Origin of the sequence: Streptomyces sp. NPDC020983, assembly GCF_044333485.1 — a bacterium.
Lineage (GTDB): Bacteria > Actinomycetota > Actinomycetes > Streptomycetales > Streptomycetaceae > Actinacidiphila.
Map to the genome: position 1 here is coordinate 234,379 of NZ_JBIRRA010000007.1, position 15,707 is coordinate 250,085.

At 74.0% G+C, this 15,707-nt stretch carries 15 protein-coding genes; 4 read left to right on the forward strand and 11 right to left on the reverse strand.

All coding sequences use genetic code 11. From position 1 onward, the window contains the following. The first annotated feature begins 33 nt into the window (after positions 1–33). Positions 34–1,620, forward strand: coding sequence for an alpha/beta hydrolase (locus ACH4SE_RS17635; protein WP_398544294.1), 1,587 nt, complete (start codon positions 34–36; stop codon positions 1,618–1,620). Between the two features lie 91 nt (positions 1,621–1,711). Here the strand turns inward: ACH4SE_RS17635 and ACH4SE_RS17640 are convergent, their stop codons facing one another. From ACH4SE_RS17640 to ACH4SE_RS17655, 4 genes are all read right to left on the reverse strand, one after another. Continuing rightward, positions 1,712–2,236 carry a YbaK/EbsC family protein gene (locus tag ACH4SE_RS17640; protein ID WP_398544295.1) on the reverse strand — a complete coding sequence of 175 codons (525 nt, stop codon included), beginning with the start codon at positions 2,234–2,236 and terminating at the stop codon, positions 1,712–1,714. Between the two features lie 50 nt (positions 2,237–2,286). Beyond that, positions 2,287–3,117, reverse strand: a complete 831-nt coding sequence (locus tag ACH4SE_RS17645; protein WP_398544296.1) for a TIGR02452 family protein — start codon at positions 3,115–3,117, stop codon at positions 2,287–2,289. A gap of 80 nt (positions 3,118–3,197) precedes the next feature. Beyond that, a complete protein-coding gene (locus ACH4SE_RS17650; RefSeq protein WP_398544297.1) occupies positions 3,198–3,920 on the reverse strand; it encodes a lysophospholipid acyltransferase family protein in 723 nt (240 codons plus the stop codon). Positions 3,921–4,094: 174 nt separating this feature from the next. Continuing rightward, a complete protein-coding gene (locus ACH4SE_RS17655) occupies positions 4,095–5,558 on the reverse strand; it encodes an MFS transporter (protein ID WP_398544298.1) in 1,464 nt (487 codons plus the stop codon). A 178-nt stretch (positions 5,559–5,736) separates the two neighbouring features. Here ACH4SE_RS17655 and ACH4SE_RS17660 point away from each other — a divergent pair, with 178 nt between their 5' ends. Then, positions 5,737–6,459, forward strand: a complete 723-nt coding sequence (locus ACH4SE_RS17660; protein WP_398544299.1) for a TetR/AcrR family transcriptional regulator — start codon at positions 5,737–5,739, stop codon at positions 6,457–6,459. A gap of 23 nt (positions 6,460–6,482) precedes the next feature. Here ACH4SE_RS17660 and ACH4SE_RS17665 read toward each other — a convergent pair whose 3' ends face one another. The 5 genes from ACH4SE_RS17665 to ACH4SE_RS17685 all read right to left on the reverse strand — a co-directional run bounded on the left by ACH4SE_RS17665 (position 6,483) and on the right by ACH4SE_RS17685 (position 11,581). Next, positions 6,483–7,439, reverse strand: coding sequence for a cytochrome c oxidase assembly protein (locus tag ACH4SE_RS17665; RefSeq protein ID WP_398544300.1), 957 nt, complete (start codon positions 7,437–7,439; stop codon positions 6,483–6,485). Between the two features lie 128 nt (positions 7,440–7,567). After that, on the reverse strand, positions 7,568–8,593 hold the full coding sequence (locus ACH4SE_RS17670; RefSeq protein WP_398544301.1) for a 6-phosphofructokinase: 1,026 nt from the start codon (positions 8,591–8,593) through the stop codon (positions 7,568–7,570). A gap of 201 nt (positions 8,594–8,794) precedes the next feature. Continuing rightward, on the reverse strand, positions 8,795–9,526 hold the full coding sequence (locus ACH4SE_RS17675) for a type 1 glutamine amidotransferase (RefSeq protein ID WP_398544302.1): 732 nt from the start codon (positions 9,524–9,526) through the stop codon (positions 8,795–8,797). Positions 9,527–9,561: 35 nt separating this feature from the next. Beyond that, positions 9,562–10,800 carry a MurT ligase domain-containing protein gene (locus tag ACH4SE_RS17680; protein WP_398544303.1) on the reverse strand — a complete coding sequence of 413 codons (1,239 nt, stop codon included), beginning with the start codon at positions 10,798–10,800 and terminating at the stop codon, positions 9,562–9,564. Positions 10,801–10,939: 139 nt separating this feature from the next. Continuing rightward, the gene (locus ACH4SE_RS17685) at positions 10,940–11,581 is read right to left on the reverse strand and encodes a TetR family transcriptional regulator (protein ID WP_398544304.1); all 642 of its coding nucleotides are present in this window, start codon (positions 11,579–11,581) and stop codon (positions 10,940–10,942) included. Positions 11,582–11,729: 148 nt separating this feature from the next. On the opposite strand from ACH4SE_RS17685, the gene ACH4SE_RS17690 reads away from it, so the two are divergent. Next, positions 11,730–12,959 (forward strand): acyl-CoA dehydrogenase family protein, encoded by a 1,230-nt coding sequence (locus ACH4SE_RS17690; protein ID WP_398544305.1) that lies wholly within the window; start codon positions 11,730–11,732, stop codon positions 12,957–12,959. A 19-nt stretch (positions 12,960–12,978) separates the two neighbouring features. Here the strand turns inward: ACH4SE_RS17690 and ACH4SE_RS17695 are convergent, their stop codons facing one another. Beyond that, positions 12,979–13,131: a hypothetical protein gene (locus tag ACH4SE_RS17695; RefSeq protein WP_398544306.1), complete on the reverse strand. Its 153-nt coding sequence runs from the start codon at positions 13,129–13,131 to the stop codon at positions 12,979–12,981. Between the two features lie 51 nt (positions 13,132–13,182). Then, positions 13,183–15,285 carry an FUSC family protein gene (locus ACH4SE_RS17700; protein ID WP_398544307.1) on the reverse strand — a complete coding sequence of 701 codons (2,103 nt, stop codon included), beginning with the start codon at positions 15,283–15,285 and terminating at the stop codon, positions 13,183–13,185. 246 nt (positions 15,286–15,531) lie between these two features. Here ACH4SE_RS17700 and ACH4SE_RS17705 point away from each other — a divergent pair, with 246 nt between their 5' ends. Next, the gene (locus tag ACH4SE_RS17705; protein WP_398544308.1) at positions 15,532–15,660 is read left to right on the forward strand and encodes a hypothetical protein; all 129 of its coding nucleotides are present in this window, start codon (positions 15,532–15,534) and stop codon (positions 15,658–15,660) included. Positions 15,661–15,707 lie beyond the last annotated feature (47 nt).

Here is a 15,707-nt window from a genome sequence, read left to right on the forward strand (position 1 = left end):
CCACAAGCCACGGAGGAGAGGGGGAGTTTCGACGTGAGACGCACCATCGTGCTCGTCTCCACCGGCGCCCTGATCGCGGGAGTCGTCGCCGCCGCCCCGGCCGCGACCGCGGGGCCCGCGCACCACGGCACGCCGTCCGAGGTGACCGTACCGGAGGCCGCCGGCGTGGCCGTCGCCGCCGCGAACGCCTGGCGCGCCGGGATCAGCTGGGCGGACTGCCCGGCCGGCTGGGGTCTCGCGACGCCGGTGCAGTGCGGCTGGGTCACCGTGCCGGTCGACTACCGCAAGCCGTTCGGCGCCACCATCAAACTCGCGGTCGACCGCGCGGCCGCCACCGGCACCGAGGCCGAGCACCAGGGTTCGCTGATCTACAACCCGGGCGGCCCCGGCGGCTCCGGCCTGCGCTTCCCGGTGCGGCTCGCCACCGGGGCCCCGCTGTGGACCAAGACGGCCAAGGCGTACGACTTCGTCGGCTTCGACCCGCGCGGTGTCGGCCACTCGGCGCCCATCTCCTGCGAGGACCCGGCCGAGTACGCCCAGGCGCCCAAGGCCGACCCGGTGCCCGACAGCGACGCCGACAAGCAGGCCCAGCGCAAGCTGGCGGCCGAGTACGCGGCGGGCTGCCTGGAGCGCACGGGCGCCGCGATGCTCTCCCAGATGACCACCCCGAACACCGCCCGCGACCTGGACGTCATCCGGGCCGCGCTGCGCGAGGACAAGCTGAACTACCTCGGCGTGTCGTACGGCACCTACCTCGGCTCGGTCTATGCGACGCTCTTCCCGACGCACGTGCGCCGCATGATCATCGACAGCGTGGTCAACCCCTCGCGCGACCAGATCTGGTACCAGAACAACCTGGACCAGGACGTCGCCTTCGAGGGCCGCTGGAACGACTGGGAGACCTGGGTCGCGAAGTACGACTCCGTCTACCACCTGGGCAGCACCGTCGCCCAGGTCCAGGCGAAGTGGGAGGCGCTGCGCGCGGCCGCCAAGGCGCACCCGATCGGCGGTGTCGTCGGCCCCAACGAGCTGCTGGGCTTCTTCCAGAACGCGCCGTACTACGACTCCACGTGGGCGACCGTGGCCGGCGTGTGGAGCGCGTACGAGGGCGGTGACACCCAGGCGCTGCTGGACGCGGCGGCCCCCGACCCGTCCGACACGGCGGGCAACACCAGCGGGGAGAACGGCAACGCCGTCTACACCGCTGTCGAGTGCACCGACGCCAAGTGGCCCACCAGCTGGCACAGGTGGGACCGGGACAACACCGCGCTCAACGCGCAGTACCCGTTCCTGACCTGGTCCAACGCATGGATGAACCTGCCGTGCGCCACCTGGCCGGTCAAGCAGCAGACCCCGGTCGACGTCCGCGGGCACCGCGGCCTGCCCGGCGTGCTGATCGTCCAGAGCACCAGGGACGCCGCCACCCCGTACACCGGCGCGCTGGAGACGCACCGCCGGCTCACCGGGTCCCGGCTGATCACCGAGCAGGGCGCCGGTTCGCACGGCGTGACCAACCTCGTCAACCCGTGCATCAACAACCGCGTCGACGCGTACCTGCTGAGCGGCACGCTCGACGAGCAGGACGTGGTGTGCGGCCCGCACGCCACTCCGGTGCCGTAACGCGCGCAAGCGGACGGCCGCTCACCGGGCCGCCGGCCGCACCCTGCTCACGGGCGGGTGCGGCCGGCGGCCCGCGGCGTGCCGGAGGCCGTCACAGCGCGACGGCCTCGATGCGGGGCGCGGCGATGCGTACGTAGTCCTTCGCGGAGAGCGCGAGCGACCGGTCCAGGCGGGCGGCGTTGAAGTAGAGGGTGTCGTGCTCGAGCAGGCCCGGGTCGACGACCAGCTCCAGCCGCTCGTCGAAGGAGAAGGGCAGCACGGTGCCGCTCACGCTGCCGGCCAGCCGCTCGGCGATGTCGCGGGAGGCGAAGGAGACGTACGTGCCGGACAGCAGCGCCTTGACCGCGCCGAGGTCCACCCGCCTGTCGCCGGGCACGACGGCGAGCACGTACCGGGTGGTCTTCTTGCCGACCTTGACCATCACCACGATGCACTTCGCCGCCTGGGCCAGCGCGTTGCCCCGCAGTTCGCTGACCAGCTCGGTCGCGCCCTCCGGGGCGTGTTCCACGATCCGGTAGTCGGCGCCCTGCGCGTCGAGCAGCGCGACGAGACGGTGGTAGGTGGCGTGGTCGTCCGGCTGCTGCGCCGCCTGCGTGGTGTCCTGGGTGTCGCTCATGACCGCCTGTCCTCGGCTCGGGGTGGGTGGAGTGGTCCGGTGACGGGGGCTCAGACCGCCAGGGCACCGAAGGCCGCGGCGAAGGCCGCGCGCGTGGGGGAGCCGGGACGGCGGTCGAGGACGGCGAAGACGGCCTCGTCGACCGCCCGCTCGAAGCGCCCGCCCAGCCGCAGCAGGACGGCGAAGGCCTCGGCCACCCGCGCCGGTTCGTTGCCGAAGACGCCGCAGCCCCACGCGCCCAGCACCAGCCGCCGGTAGCCCTGCGCGACCGCCACCTCCAGCACCCGCTCGGCGCGCGCGTCGAGGGCCGGGCCTATCTCGCCGGTGCGCTCCGGCACGGTGCGCGCGACGACCCCGGCGTTGGGCGCGGGCGAGGTGAGGAAGCCGACCGCCCACGGCTCGTCCAGCAGCGCCCCGCGGGCGTCCCGGAAGACCGGAACCGCGGGGGAGTGGATGACGCGGTGCGAGTAGAACGGGTCGCGGTGCGCGCGGTGGTGGGCGTAGAAGCCGGGCACGCGCAGCAGGCACGAGTAGAGCGCCGAGGCCCGGCACAGCGCCTCCTCCTGCGCCTGCGCCCCGTTGACGTAGCCGCCGCCGGGATTGCGCGCGGAGGCGAAGTTCAGTACGGCCACGGGCCCGCCACCCGCCGCGACCAGCCGGTGGGCAGCGGCGAGGCTGTCCTCGCCGGTCACCGTGCAGCGCGCGCCGGGGCCGGGCTCCGTCCGGGGGACGGGCACCGGGTCGGGGCCGAACATCCGGGTGCCGGCCGCGGCGGCCTCGACGGCCCCGAGCCCCACCCACCGTCCCCCGGGGCCGACGTAGCCGCCGTCCTCGACGAACCGCTGGTTCTCCATCGCGATGTTCCGCAGTCGTGCGCTCACGGGTCCTGACCCTACGGGGACAGGGCGCCGCCGCGCGAACCGGAATCCGCGGGCCGGTGACGTCCCGTCGGCCCGCGCGGTCAGGAGCCCGTGCCGCGGCGAAGCCGGGAGCCGGAGCCCTTCTGCGCCTGCAGTTCCGCCTTCACTTCGCCCGCGTACCGGTCGACGTACTCCTGCCCGGACAGCTCCATGATCGCGTACATGATCTCGTCGGTGACCGCACGCACCACGTGCCGTTCGCCCTCCATGCCGTGGAAGCGGCTGAAGTCCAGCGGTTCGCCGAAGCGGATGGTGACCCGGCCCAGCCGCGGCAGCTTCCGCCCGGGCGGCTGGAGTTCGAAGGTACCGATCATGGCGCACGGCACGACGGGGCAGCCGGCGCGCAGCGCCATCACCGCGACGCCGGTCCGGCCCCGGTAGAGCCGCCCGTCGTGCGAGCGGGTGCCCTCGGGGTAGATGCCGAGCAGCTCGCCGCGGCGCAGCACGCCGAGCGCCGCCTCGATCGCGGACTGCGAGGCGCTGCCGCCCGAGCGGTCCACCGGGATCTGGCCCACCCCGCGGAAGAAGGCCGCCGTCAGCCGGCCCTTGAGGCCGGGGCCGGTGAAGTACTCGGCCTTGGCCAGGAAGGTGATCCGGCGCGGCAGGATCGCCGGCATCACGAAGTGGTCGGAGAAGGAGAGGTGGTTGCCGGCGATGACGGCGGCGCCGGTCTCCGGGATGTTCTGCGCGCCCTCGACCCGGGGCCGGAAGAACATCCGCAGCAAGGGCCCGAGCATGACGTACTTGAGCACCCGGTAGAACACGGGCAGCCTCCCCCTCGACGGCGGCTCCCGGCACTCCCGGGCCGCGCGGCCGGTCCACCCGGCGCCCCGGCAGAGTAGTGCCCGCACGCCCGTACCGACCAGCGCGGCCGGGCCCGGCCCGGCCCGGCCCCCCGCGGGCCGGGCCGTCCACCGGTGAGCCGTCCGCGCGGGCCCTCAGTGCGCGGCCCGGCGCGGCATCAGGAAGGCCACCGCCGCGGCGGCCGCGAGGGCCGCGGCCGCGACCAGCGCCACCGTCTCCAGCGCCCCGCCCGTGCCGTGCTGCCCGGCGCGGGAGAAGAAGACCGTGCCCAGCACCGCGACGCCCACCGACCCGGACAGCTGCTGCACCGCGTTGAGCACTCCGGACGCCGATCCGGCCTCCTCGTCCGAGACCCCGGCGAGCGCGATGTCGAAGAAGGGTGCCATCACCATCCCCAGCCCGATCCCGGCGGCCAGCAGCGCGGGGGCGAGCTGCCAGCCGCCCGGCGTGCCCGCGGCCTCCACCGTGAGCGCCACCGACGCGATCCCGGCCGCGGCGAGCAGCAGCCCGCCCTGCAGCGCGGCCCGCCCGTACCGCCGGCCGAGCCACGCACCCGACAGCGTCGCCCCGGCCGCGGTGCCCAGCGCCCACGGGACCATCGCCAGCCCGGCGCCCTTCGCGGAGAAGTCGAGTCCGTACTGGAGGTACAGCGGCACCACGAGCATCAGCCCGGTCATCGCGGCGAAGAGGACCAGTCCCACGGCGAGCGAGCCGGTGAAGCCGCGGTGCCGGAAGAGGCCGGGCTCGACGAGCGGTGAGCCGCCGCGCCGCAGCACCCAGCCCTGGTGGCGGGCGAGGACCGCGAAGACCGGCAGCGAACCGGCCATCAGCAGGTACGACCACAGCGGCCACCCCAGGTCGCGGCCCTGCACCAGCGGGTAGACCAGCATGAGCACCGCGGTGCTCATCAGCGCCACGCCCGGCAGGTCGAGCCGTGGCGAGTGCGGTGCCCTGCTCTCCGGCAGCACCCGCAGCGCGAGGGCGAAGGCGGCGAGCGCGATCGGCAGGTTGATCAGGAAGACCGCGCGCCACCCGGTACCGAGCACGTCCGCGTCGGTGAGGTAGCCGCCCAGCACCGGACCGGCGACCGCGCCGAGGCCCATGACCGGGCCGAACACGCCGAAGGCACCGCCCAGCGCCTCGGGCGGGAACAGCTCCCGTACCAGCCCGAGGCCCTGCGGCACCATCATGGCGGCGAAGGCGCCCTGCGCCGCGCGCATCCCTATCAGCATCCCCGCCGAGCCGGAGCACGCGCACAGCAGCGAGCACACCCCGAAGCCCGCGACGCCGGCCAGGAACATCCTCCGGCGTCCCACGATGTCGCCGAGCCGGGCGCCGGTGATCATGAGCACCGCGAAGGCGAGGGTGTAAGAGGCGGCGATCCACTGGATCCGGGTGGAGCTGCCCCCGAAGTCGGCCTGGATGGAGGGGGAGGCGACGCCGACGACCGTCGCGTCCAGCAGGTCCATCACCTCGACCGCGAGGACGACGGCGAGGCCGAGCCAGCGCGTCCGGCCGCCGCCCGCGGTGTGCGGCGCCGTGTCGCGGCCGCCCGCGGCGGGGCCGCGGACCGCCCCGTCGGTGGTGGGTGTGGTCATGTCAGGGTCCTTCGCTTTCGCCGGGGCGGGCGCCGGTCGCGCCTCGCGAACAGTGTTCGTGTGATGACGAACGTTGTTCTACAAGCGAACACTGTTCGTGTCAAGAATGGTGTTCGTGTCTCGCGAACGTCGTTCGCTTCAGCTACCGTGGAGCGTCCGGCAGACGCAGGAGGAGCCCGTGCCGCAGTCCACCGAGCCGAAGGGCGCCCCCGCCCTGCCCTGGGAGCGCCCGCGCAGGTCCGCCCCGCGCCGCACCTTCACCCGCGAGGCGGTCGTGACCGCGGCGCTGCAGGTGATCGACACCGAGGGCGTCGAGGCGATGAGCATGCGCCGCGTCGCCCAGGAACTGGGCACCGGCCCGGCCTCGCTCTACGCGCACGTGTCGGGCCGCGAGGAGATGATCGCCCTCGTCCTGGACCGGGTGCTCTCCGGCGTGGTGTGCCCGCCGCCGGATCCGCTGCGGTGGCGCGAGCAGATCAAGGAGGTGATGCGGGCCTCCCGCCACGCACTCGTCGCGCACGGCGACCTGGCCCGGCTGCTCCCGGAGATCGGTGTTCCCAACGGCGAGAGCGTCACCGTGATCAGCGAGGGGATGCTCGCCATCCTCGCGGCCGCCGGACTGCCCAAGCAGGTGTGCGCCTACGCCGTGGACACGCTGAGCCTGTACGTCAGCGGCATCGCCGCGGAGGAGGCGAGCCGCGCCCACCACGCGAGGAGCGGTGACCCGGGTCCGGAGATCGCCACCCGGATGACGGACTTCTTCGACGCCCTGCCCCCCGAGCGCTTCCCGATGCTCACCGGCATGGCAGCGGAGCTGACCCGCGACGTGGGCGACGAGCGCTTCGAGTTCGGCCTCGACCTGATGGTCACCGGCCTCGCCGCCCACCTCCCGGCGTCCTGAAGCCGGCGGGCCCGGTGGCGGGCTCAGCCGCGGCCGCGCGACTCCAGCGAGGCCAGATACGCGTTGTACGCGACCAGCTCGGCGTCGCCGTCCCGGTCCGCGGCGCGGTCCTTGCGCCGGGCCTGCCGCTGCTCGGAGGTGTACCACTGGATGAGCAGCGCGATCAGCACCACGACCGAGGGGATCTCGCTGAAGGCCCACGCGATGCCGCCGGCCGCGGTCTGGTCGTCCAGCGGGTCGATGCCCAGCGAGGCCGCGGGGTGCTTGAAGGTGCTCACCAGCGGCTCGCTCGCCATCATCACGGCGATGCCGAAGAAGGCGTGGAAGGGCATTCCGGCGAACAGCTCCAGCATCCGCATCACGTAGCCCGGCCGGTGCGGCCCGGGGTCGACGCCCATGATCGGCCAGAAGAACAGCAGCCCCACCGCGAGGAAGTGCACCATCATCGCGGTGTGCCCGAGGCTGTGCCGCATCAGCGAGTCGAAGAGCGGCGAGAAGTACAGCGCGTACAGGCTCGCGACGAACAGCGGGATGGTGAAAGCGGGATGCGAGATCACCCGCACGTAGCGGCTGTGCAGCAGCTTGACGAGCAGCTCGCGCGGACCGGTGCGGCCGCGGCCGGCGGCCGGCAGCGCGCGCAGCGCCAGCGTGACGGGCGCGCCGAGCAGCAGCAGGATGGGCGAGAGCATGCTGAGGATCATGTGCTGCACCATGTGCACGCTGAACATGACCATGCCGTAGTCGTCGAGCCGGGTGCACATCGTCGCGGCGATCGTCAGCACGCCGACGGCGAAGGAGACCGTACGGCCCACCGGCCACGCGTCCCCGCGCCGCCGCAGCCGCAGCACCGCCCACCCGTACAGCACCAGCGCGAGCACGCAGCCGGCCGCGAAGTACGGGTCTCCGCCGGTGACGGCGAGCCCCCGGCCGAGGGTGAACGGCGGCAGGTCCATGTGCATGCCGTGCCCACCGTGGTCCATCCGTCACTCCTCCGTCGCGCCGAGCGGCAGCCGGCCGATTCGACCGATGTGCCCGCTCCAGAGTAGAACCGCCCCCGCCCGGCACTCCGGGCGGGGGCGGCCCCCGTGCGTCGGCGCGGCTCAGCGCGTCACAGGACGCACTCGGCCTCGGTGTAGCGCTCGGCGGGCACCGTCTTGAGGTGCTGCACCGCGTCCGCCAGCGGCACCAGCGTGATCTCGGTGCCGCGCAGTGCGGTCATCATGCCGAACTGGCCGCTGTGCACGGCCTCCACGGCGTGCCAGCCGAAGCGCGTCGCCAGCACCCTGTCGTAGGCCGTCGGGGTGCCGCCGCGCTGCACGTGGCCCAGGATGACCGGCCGGGCCTCCTTGCCGAGCCGCTCCTCCAGCTCGACGGAGAGCTGGTTGGCGACGCCGGTGAAGCGCTCGTGGCCGTAGACGTCCGTGGCGCCGGCGCTGAAGTCCATCGTGCCCTCGCGCGGCTTGGCGCCCTCGGAGACGACGACTATGGCGAACTTCTTGCCCGCCTCGAAGCGCTTGCCGACCACCGCGGCCAGCTCCGCGATGTCGAAGGGGCGCTCGGGCACGACGATCGCGTGCGCGCCCGCGGCCATGCCCGAGTGCAGCGCGATCCAGCCGGTGTGCCGCCCCATGACCTCGACGATCAGCACCCGCTGGTGCGACTCGGCGGTCGTCTTCAGCCGGTCCAGCGCCTCGGTGGCGACGGTCACGGCGGTGTCGAAGCCGAAGGTGACGTCCGTCGAGGCGATGTCGTTGTCGATCGTCTTCGGCACCCCGACGATCGGCAGGCCCGCGTCCGACAGCAGCCGGGCGGCCTTGAGGGTGCCCTCGCCGCCGATCGGGATGATCGCGTCAAGTCCCAGGTCGGTGACGTGGCCGCGGGCCGTCTCGACGCCGCCGCGCAGGTGCGCGGGCTGCACGCGGGAGGAGCCGAGGATGGTGCCGCCGCGCGCCAGGATGCCGCTCACGGCGTCCAGGTCGAGCTTGCGGTAATCGCACTCGAGCAGGCCCTTCCAGCCGTCGTGGAAGCCGATGACCTCGTCATTGTGGTCCACGACGGCGCGGTGCACGACGGACCGGATGACGGCGTTCAGCCCGGGGCAGTCGCCACCGCTGGTCAGCACACCAATACGCATTGCTCTCGTTACTCCCGCGACTCGTCGGGACGGCCGGACCACGTCGTCCGGATGGATCACCGCAAGCTTACCGATCCCCGTACCGTGCCCTCCACGGCGACCGCACTGCGGACACCTGACGATTGACCGAACTCGGGGAGACGCTTTACCGGCGGCTTGCCGTCCGTGCCCGGGCCGGGCACGGGCGGCGGCCCCGCGGGCTCACGCGGGCTGCTGCTCCGCGGCGGCGATCCGCTCGGCCCGCAGCGCGTCGTACCACCGGTCGTCGGCCGGCGGCAGCGCGTTGACGTCCAGCGCCAGCTTGATGAGCATGTCGGCGATGTGCGGGTTGCGGGCCATCACGGGGCCGTGCATGTAGGTGCCGAAGACGGTGTCGTTGAAGGCGCCCTCGGTACCGTCCCCGGTGCCGTTGCCGCGGCCGATCCGCACCCTGGCGAGCGGGCGGGCGGTCGGGCCGAGATGGGTGATGCCCTGGTGGTTCTCGAAGCCGGTGAGCGGGGGCAGGCCGAGGCGCGGGTCGATGTCGGCCAGCACGTCGCCGACGCAGCGGGCCCCCTCGCCGCGGGTGCTCACCACGTCGAGCAGGCCCAGGCCCGGCTCGGGGCGGCCGAGGTCGTTGACGAACTCGTGGCCGAGGATCTGGTAGCCGGCGCACACCGAGAAGACGATGGCCCCGTTGGCCACCGCGCGGCTCAGCCCGCCGTCGCGCCGCAGCCGCTCGGCCGCGAGCCGCTGCGGGCGGTCCTCGCCGCCGCCGATCAGGTAGATGTCGCCGGAGGTGGGGACGGGCTGGTCGGAGCGGACGTCCACCCGGGTCACCGGGACCCGGCGCTGGAGCGCCCGGCGCTCCACCACCAGGGCGTTGCCCTGGTCGCCGTAGGTGCTCAGCAGGTCGGGGTACACCCACACCAGGCGCAGGCTGGACTCACTCATTGGGGTATCTCCTTGACGGTCCTTGACGGCCCGGGTCAGTTGCCGACGCGGCGGCGCAGGTCCTGGAAGGCGGTGTAGTTGGCGATGGCCTCGATCCGGCCGGGCGGGGCGGTCCTGACCGCCTCGTCGAGGTCCGCGCAGACCGTGAACTGCTGGTCGGCCACCTCCAGGCGCACCGCGAGGTCCAGCTTGCGGTCGCCGATCACCAGGATCGGGTGCCCGGACAGCCGGGTGTAGTCCACGTCCCACAGCCACGAGGTGTCGGTGCCGTCGGCGCCGCGCGCGTTCACCGAGAGGATCACCGGGGTCGGCGGCGCGTCGATGAGGGAGAAGGTCTCCAGCCAGCCCGCCGGGTTCTTCGCCAGCAGCAGCCGCAGGTCACGGCCCTGGAACCGCACCACGTCGTAGCGCCCGGCGACGGCCTGCACCTTGTGCATGCGCTCCAGCGCGACCTTCGGGTCGATGCCGAAGGTCGCGGCGGCGGCCGCGGAGACGGCCGCGTTGGACTTGTTGGCCCGGCCCGGCAGCTGCAGGTGGATCGGCCACGCGACGCCGTACGGGTCGACGACGTGGTCGCCGGACAGCGCCCATGTCGGGGTGGGGCGGCGGAAGCCGCACTCACCGCAGTACCAGTCGTCGCCCGGGCGCTGGAGCACCCCGCCGCACGACGGGCAGGACCAGGCGTCGTCCTTCCAGGCCTGGCCGGCCGCGACCCACACCACGGTCGGGCTGGAGGAGGCCGCCCAGGTGACCAGCGGGTCGTCGGCGTTGGCGATGATGACGGCCTCGGAGCCGGCCAGGCCCTCGCGCCACTTCTCGGCGAGCATCCGCGTCTCGGCGGCCCGGTCGAGCTGGTCGCGGGAGAGGTTGAGCAGTGCGATGGCCTTGGGGGCGACGTCCCGGGCGACACCGGCGAGGTACTTCTCGTCCACCTCGATCACACCGAAGCGGGCGTCGGAGCCGCCGGCCAGCGCGGAGGTGATGCCGGCCGGCATGTTGGCGCCCAGCGCGTTGGAGACGACCGGCCCGCCGGCCCGCAGCGCCTCCGCGAGCAGCCGGGTGGTGGTGGTCTTGCCGTTGGTGGCCGACACCAGCACCACGTCCAGGTGCCGGGCGAGCCGGGCCAGCAGATCGGGGTCCAGGCGCAGCGCGACCTTGCCGCCGATCACCGACCCGCTGCCCTTGCCCGCCGCGCGGGACACCGCCGCGGCCGCCCTGCCCGCCGTCACGGCCAGCTTCGCCCGCGGCGTCAGCGGCTCCGATTTGCCTGCCATCCGTCTGTCTTCCCTCCTGGATCCGGCGCGGCCGGGCCCGCGTGCCCTCCCGCGGCGGCCGGCAAGTTCCGGTCGAGGTCAGCCTATCGACTCCGGGCCGCGGGGCCGCACCTCGCCGCCCGGGTGAGGGGGCGGGTGATCACAGCCCGGGGCTGCCCGCCCGGTCGCCGGTCCCGGCGAGCCTGCCCCACAGCAGATCGGCCAGGTGGCGTACGAGCACGTCGCGGGGCAGCGGCCGCTCGCCGAGCCACCAGTCGCCCGCGGCGTACATCATCCCGACGATGCCGTGTCCCCAGACGCGGGCGAGCTCCGGGCCGTCCGGGCCGAGGTCCAGCCGCTCGGCTATGACCTCGCCGAGGTCCTCGCCCATCCGGCGCAGCAGCGGCGCGGAGTGCCGTCCGACGTCGAAGCCGCGCTCGTCGGAGGGGGTCTCGGCGGGGTGCATCAGGAAGCGGTAGACCTGCGGCCGGGTCTCGATGGCCGACAGGTACGCGTGCAGTGTCGCCTCGACCCGGTCGCGGCGGTCGCCGGGGGAGTCCAGCGCGGTGCGCAGGGTGGCCAGCAGCGCGTCGGTGTGGCGCTTGGCGAGGGCGCGGTAGAGGCCGCTCTTGTCGCCGAAGTGGCGGTAGAGGATGGGCTTGGTGATCCCGGCCTCGGCCGCGATGGCGTTCATCGACGCCTCGGGGCCGTCGCGCAGGACGACCCGCTCGGCGGCCTCCAGCAGCTCGTTGCGCCGCCGCTGCGTGGCTGCCTGCTGCTCGGTCCGCTGGCCGGTCTCCACCCGGAACCTCCCCGTCGTCCGATGCCGGTGGTCTGCGCAACGTAACACCCCTGGGCCGGCGCACCGGGTGCGGCTTGGCGAGTTGACATCGCTTACCCGACGGTAACAGACTGCTGTTACCGCAAGTAACTAGCATGTGGAGGGGACGATGGGCGACTTCACGCTCGATCTCAACGACGACCAGCGGTCGGTGCGCGACTGGATCCACGGCTTCGCCGCCGACGTGATGCGCCCCGCCGCCGCCGAGTGGGACGAACGCGAGGAGACCCCGTGGCCCATCATCCAGGAGGCGGCCAAAATAGGCCTGTACTCGCTGGATTTCTACGCCCAGCAGTTCTTCGACCCCACCGGCCTCGGCATCCCGATGACGATGGAGGAGCTGTTCTGGGGCGACGCCGGCATCGCCCTGTCCATCGTCGGCACCGGCCTGGCCGCCGTCGGCGTGCTGGCCAACGGCACCGAGGAGCAGATCGGCACCTGGGTCCCCCAGATGTACGGTGACGCCGACGACGTCAAGGTCGCCGCCTTCTGCTCCTCCGAGCCCGACGCGGGCTCCGACGTCGGCTCGATGCGCACCCGCGCGGTCTACGACGAGGCCACCGGCGAGTGGGTGCTCAACGGCACCAAGACCTGGGCCACCAACGGCGGCATCGCCAACGTCCACGTCGTCGTCGCGGTCGTCGACCCGGAACTCGGCACCCGCGGCCACGCCTCCTTCATCGTGCCGCCCGGCACACCGGGCCTGTCCCAGGGCCAGAAGTTCAAGAAGCACGGCATCCGCGCCTCGCACACCGCCGAGGTCGTCCTGGACGACGTGCGCGTCCCCGGCGACTGCCTGCTCGGCGGCAAGGACAAGCTCGACGAGCGCCTCGCCCGGGCCCGCGAGCGGGCGAAGGCAGGGGGCACGGAGCGGATCAAGAACGCCGCGATGGCGACCTTCGAGGCCTCCCGGCCCGCCGTCGGCGCGATGGCGGTCGGCACCGCGCGCGCGGCGTACGAGTACGCGCTGGAGTACGCGAAGGGGCGCGAGCAGTTCGGCCGCCCGATCATCGACAACCAGGGCGTCGCCTTCCAGCTCGCCGACATGCGCACCCAGATCGACGCGGCCCGTCTGCTGGTCTGGCGGGCCTCCTGGATGGCGACCACGGGCAAGCCCTTCACCTCGGCCGAGGGCTCGATGTCCAAGCTCTTCGCGAGCGAGACGGCCAAGAAGGTCACCGCCCAGGCCGTGCAGATCCTCGGCGGCAACGGCTTCACCCGCGAGTACCCGGTGGAGCGCATGCACCGCGACAGCGCGATCTACACCATCTTCGAGGGCACCAGCGAGATCCAGCGGCTGGTGATCGCCCGCACCCTGTCCGGCCTGCCGATCCGCTGACGGCGGCCGCCCGGCGCGGCTACTTGTCCTTGCCGTAGCCGCGCAGCAGGAACCAGGCCATCAGCGCGACGCCCACCACCGACACCAGCAGGACGGTACGCATCACCGGCCCCGGCCCCTGGGTGTCCGAGACCGCCAGCGTGCTCAGGTGGTGGATCGCGCCGATGTGCATGGAAAGCTCCTTCTGGTCCGGCCCACAAAAGCGTAGACCCGCGTCCCCCGCTCACTGCGCCGCGGGGGGCCCGGGCTCGCCCGCGGGGTGACGGCGGCCCGCCGACCTGGGGCGCAGCGCCTCGGCCAGCTCGTCGAGCGTGTCGACCAGCAGCTCGGCGCCGCGCCGTACGACCCGGTCGCCCGCCGGGTCGGACGGCCAACGCGCCAGCTCGGCGTGCAGCGCCGACCAGTCCGGCGCGCGCCGCTCCCGCACCTGGACCGCGGCCCGCGCGGTCGCCTCCCGCAGTGCCGCGGCGAAGCGCGCCGCCTCCGGCACCGGGGCGGCGTCCCTGCCCGGCTGGTGCGCCTCCATGACCAGCCCGACCCGCCCGGCCGCCGACAGGGCCGCGTCCGCGTCCCGCACCGCGCTGCGCGACACCCCGCGGTGCCGCACCGGCTCGGCGTCCGCCCGGGCCACCGCCTGGTCCCACGTCGCGCCCGCCGCGCGCAGGTCCAGCAGCGCGCGGCGCACGGCGCCCGGGCGCCGCCGCGCCGGATCGGCGTGCACCTCCATCACCGCGGCGACGTAGCCGCTGGTCGCCTCGATCCACTCCGCGAGACGGTCCCGCAGCCGCGGCGTCTCCCACGCCGGGAAGAGCGCGTAGGCCGCCATCGCCAGCAGCCCGCCGAGCAGTGTGAGCAGCACCCGGTCGCGTACGGTCTGCTCGACCTGCTGCCCTCCCATGTCCAGCAGGAAGACGACGTAGGCGCCCACGCACGCCTGCGCGACGACGTAGCCGCTGCGCATCAGCAGGTACATCAGCCCGATGCTGACCACCGCCAGCGCGGCCAGGGCGTACGTGCCCGGGTGTGCCGCCTGTGCGATCGCCGTGCCCAGCGCGACGCCCACCAGCGAGCCGGTGAAGCGCGCCACCCCGCGCTCGTAGGTCTGGGTGAAGTCGGGCCGCATCACCATGACCGAGGCCATCGGCGCCCAGTAGCCGTGGCCCAGCGGGAGCACGCTGCCCAGCACGTAGCCGACGCAGGCCACCGCCGAGACCCGCACCGCGTGCCGCAGCACCGGGGCGTCCCAGCGCACCTGGCGGCGCACCGTCCGCACCGCGGTCGGAAGCAGCTCGCCCGCCTTCGGGCGCAGCAGGTGGGCGGTGCCGGTGGCGTCCGCGGGGCCCGAGCCCTCCGCCCGCTCCACCGCGGCGGACAGCAGCGACACCAGCCGGGTAGCCGAGCGGCGCGCGCTGCCGGTCAGATCCGCGCCGGGTGCGTCGGAGCGCAGCAGCGCGTCCGCGCTCTCGGGCACCTCCAGCGGTGTGCCGTGCCGGATCGACCGGGCCACCGCGTCCAGCACGACGGCCGCGGTCGCCAGTACCTCGCGCGCCCGGTCCCGCTCCGGACCCTCGGCCGCGGCCCCCACCGTGGGGTCGGCGAGGGAGGCCAGCACCGGGCGGATCCGCTCGGCCAGCGCCCGCTGCCCGTGCAGGTCCTCGGGCCGCCGCCGGGCCTGGCGGGGCGTCAGCTCGGCGGCGGCGCGGGCGGTCATGAGCGCCTCGGGGTCGAAGGGCGCGACGGGCTCGTGCCGCAGCCGCCGGGCGTAGTCGGCCTCGGCGGCGAAGGCGTCGGCCAGCGCGTCGCGCTGCGCGCCCCAGCGGCGGATCGGGAAGACCACCGTCAGCGCCGCCTGCACCAGCGCGCCGAGCCCCACCAGGGCCGCGTGGTGCAGCGCGCTGAGCACCGACGTCGGCAGCGTGACCGTCACCAGCATCACCGCGATGGTGAGCGCCGAGACCATCCCCGTCGTGGGGCCCAGCGCCCACGCCAGGCCCGCGCCGAACGACCACACCGCCAGCAGCAGCACGAACAGCACCACGTGGGAGGCGGCCAGGTAGCCGAGGAAGGTGCTCACCGCGAGACCGGCGCCGGTCGCCAGCGCGAGCACCGGCCGCGGGCGCCAGCTGCGCTGGAAGGTCGCGGCCCCGGCGGCGAAGGCCCCGAAGGCCGAGGACGCGGCGACCGGTGGCGACCACAGCCACAGCGCCAGCCCGATGACGATCGCGACACCGGCCGCGGCCCGCAGCGCCACCAGCGGTTCCAGCCGGGTCCGCGAGACCTTCAGGCCGGACCGGGAGGTCTCCCGCAGCGCACGCAACCACGTCATGCAGCAGACAATAGGCAGTTCAGCGCCCGTCCCGAAGATCCCGGGCGGGCCGGCGGGGGCGGGCCCGGCGGCCTTCGCGGCGGAAGGAGCGGCAGGGCGGGCGGGGGAGGGGCCGCGCTTCGAGCCGCAACACCGCCGCGCAGCGGGCCGCAACACCGCCGCGCCCGGCGGGACGTGACGGCCGCCACCCCGCATCAGGCGCACACCCCTCACACCCGCGCGCCCCCTTCTGGTTCAATGGGGGACATGGCCAGCATTACTGACACCGGGACAGGTCGCAGCGACCTCGAACCGTTCTGGCCGTCCCGGCAGGAGCACCACTTCGACCGCTGGTGTTGCCGCGCGATCCCCGCGCGGACCCGCGTCATCCGCTGACCTGCCCGTAGAACCCGCCCTCCCGGCGGCCGGGCGGCAGCAGCCGG

Coding starts and splice junctions, on each gene's coding strand:
- ACH4SE_RS17640 (WP_398544295.1), bottom strand. CDS start 2,236: ATGAGCGACACCCAGGACACCACGCAGGCGGCGCAGCAGCCGGACGAC.
- ACH4SE_RS17655 (WP_398544298.1), bottom strand. CDS start 5,558: ATGACCACACCCACCACCGACGGGGCGGTCCGCGGCCCCGCCGCGGGC.
- ACH4SE_RS17665 (WP_398544300.1), bottom strand. CDS start 7,439: ATGGACCACGGTGGGCACGGCATGCACATGGACCTGCCGCCGTTCACC.
- ACH4SE_RS17670 (WP_398544301.1), bottom strand. CDS start 8,593: ATGCGTATTGGTGTGCTGACCAGCGGTGGCGACTGCCCCGGGCTGAAC.
- ACH4SE_RS17675 (WP_398544302.1), bottom strand. CDS start 9,526: ATGAGTGAGTCCAGCCTGCGCCTGGTGTGGGTGTACCCCGACCTGCTG.
- ACH4SE_RS17680 (WP_398544303.1), bottom strand. CDS start 10,800: ATGGCAGGCAAATCGGAGCCGCTGACGCCGCGGGCGAAGCTGGCCGTG.
- ACH4SE_RS17690 (WP_398544305.1), top strand. CDS start 11,730: ATGGGCGACTTCACGCTCGATCTCAACGACGACCAGCGGTCGGTGCGC.
- ACH4SE_RS17695 (WP_398544306.1), bottom strand. CDS start 13,131: ATGCACATCGGCGCGATCCACCACCTGAGCACGCTGGCGGTCTCGGAC.
- ACH4SE_RS17700 (WP_398544307.1), bottom strand. CDS start 15,285: ATGACGTGGTTGCGTGCGCTGCGGGAGACCTCCCGGTCCGGCCTGAAG.
- ACH4SE_RS17705 (WP_398544308.1), top strand. CDS start 15,532: ATGGCCAGCATTACTGACACCGGGACAGGTCGCAGCGACCTCGAACCG.